General features: G+C 36.5%; 2 protein-coding genes. Both read right to left on the reverse strand.

What is annotated here, in order from left to right:
- Nucleotides 1–1,063, reverse strand: a 1,063-nt coding sequence (locus tag AABE15_RS00685; protein ID WP_338329356.1) for an amino acid permease, incomplete at its 3' end; no start/stop codon positions are given.
- A 103-nt stretch (nt 1,064–1,166) separates the two neighbouring features.
- Nucleotides 1,167–1,579, reverse strand: a 413-nt coding sequence (locus AABE15_RS00690) for a dienelactone hydrolase family protein (RefSeq protein WP_338329357.1), incomplete at its 5' end; no start/stop codon positions are given.

The following is a 1,579-nucleotide window of genomic DNA, read 5'->3' on the forward strand; positions in this document are numbered from 1 at the left end:
GTATAAGTCCATCTTTTGCCATAAAGAAAAATATACGTGTTTGGCCATACAGTAAAACCAACATGACGGAGCTTAAACCAATAACCGCACTTAGCTTTAAAATAAGTGCTAAAATTGGCATATGTATCAAATCAATTGCAACCGCCAGTGGATCTGAAACGTTTAGGTTTTTATAAGGTACAATTCCAACTAGTACAAAAGCGACACTGATATAAATCAGAGTTGATATCACTAAAGAAGCAATAATACCAAAAGGAATATCTTTTTGTGGATTTTTTGCCTCTGAAGCAGCGGTTGATACAGCTTCAAATCCAATGTAAGCAAAAAATATTGTTGATGCTGCTCGAAATACGCCTGTTATTCCAAAGTTTAAAGGACCAGTAGAAGCAGGGATAAAAGGGGTCAAATTATGATAATTTATAAAAAAAGCACAAATAACGACAAACAAAATGAGGACACCAATTTTCATGGTAACAATAATTGCATTTACTGTTGCAGACTCTGATACACCGAAAAGTAAGGCAGTAGAAACGAAAAGAACAGAAATGGCACCGACGAAGTCAATAGAAAAATTGATGATGATTCCTTTTCCGTATCCCTCTGGAGAGGGCTGAAATGTTGAAGTATGGAGGTAAAAGGGAACATCAATATGAAAACTATGTAATAAAGAAATGGCGTAGCTAGAAAAGCCAGAAGCTACAGAGACAGCGGAAATACCGTATTCCAAAAGTAGCAGCCAGCCAACGGCCCAAGCGATTTTTTCTCCGAGTGAAGTATAGGCATAGCTGTAAGCTGAACCTGCTACAGGCATAGTTGAAGACAGTTCTCCATAAGAAAGAGCCGTAAAGAGGCAAGCAATCGCAGCAATAATAAATGAAAGAATAACAGCCGGTCCAGCAAAATTAGCGGCGGCAGTACCCGTCATGACAAAAATTCCTGCTCCTATAGTTGAGCCAACTCCAATCATGGTCAGTCGCCAAGGGCCTAAGCAACGGTTCAATCCATGGTCTTGGGCATCTTGAGCAATTTGTTGAATAGATTTACGTTTGGATAAAAAAGACATTCTTATTTATTGGTAATGGAATTAAAAGTTAAAAAAAGTTATCGGTAATATAGAAGAAAAAAACTATACAAATAATAATAGTTTAAAAAGATTTTTTTTATTTTTATGCATGTATAGAAGGATCTTTTCTTTGCTTAATAATTTTATTGACATGATTAAAAATTGCTTCTTCAATCAATTCTGCTTCGTTCGCAAAAATATGATTGGCATTAAGTAAGATTTGATAATCTACATCAATACCTTTTTGGGAATTAAGCTTTTCAACAAGTTTATTGATTTCAATAATGGGAACAACCGTGTCCTTTTCACCAGCAATCATCAATCCACCGCAAGGACAAGGCGCCAAAAAGTTGAAATCGTAATGATTCGCAAGAGGTGCGACACTAATCCATCCTTGTATTTCTGGTCGCCGCATTAACAGTTGCATTCCGACAAAAGCACCAAATGAATAACCACTAATCCATAATTCTCGAGAATTTGTATTTGCCATTTGTAACCAGTCTAAAGCAGCAGCGG

Source organism: Commensalibacter sp. Nvir, from assembly GCF_963921845.1.
Classification (GTDB): Bacteria; Pseudomonadota; Alphaproteobacteria; order Acetobacterales; family Acetobacteraceae; genus Commensalibacter.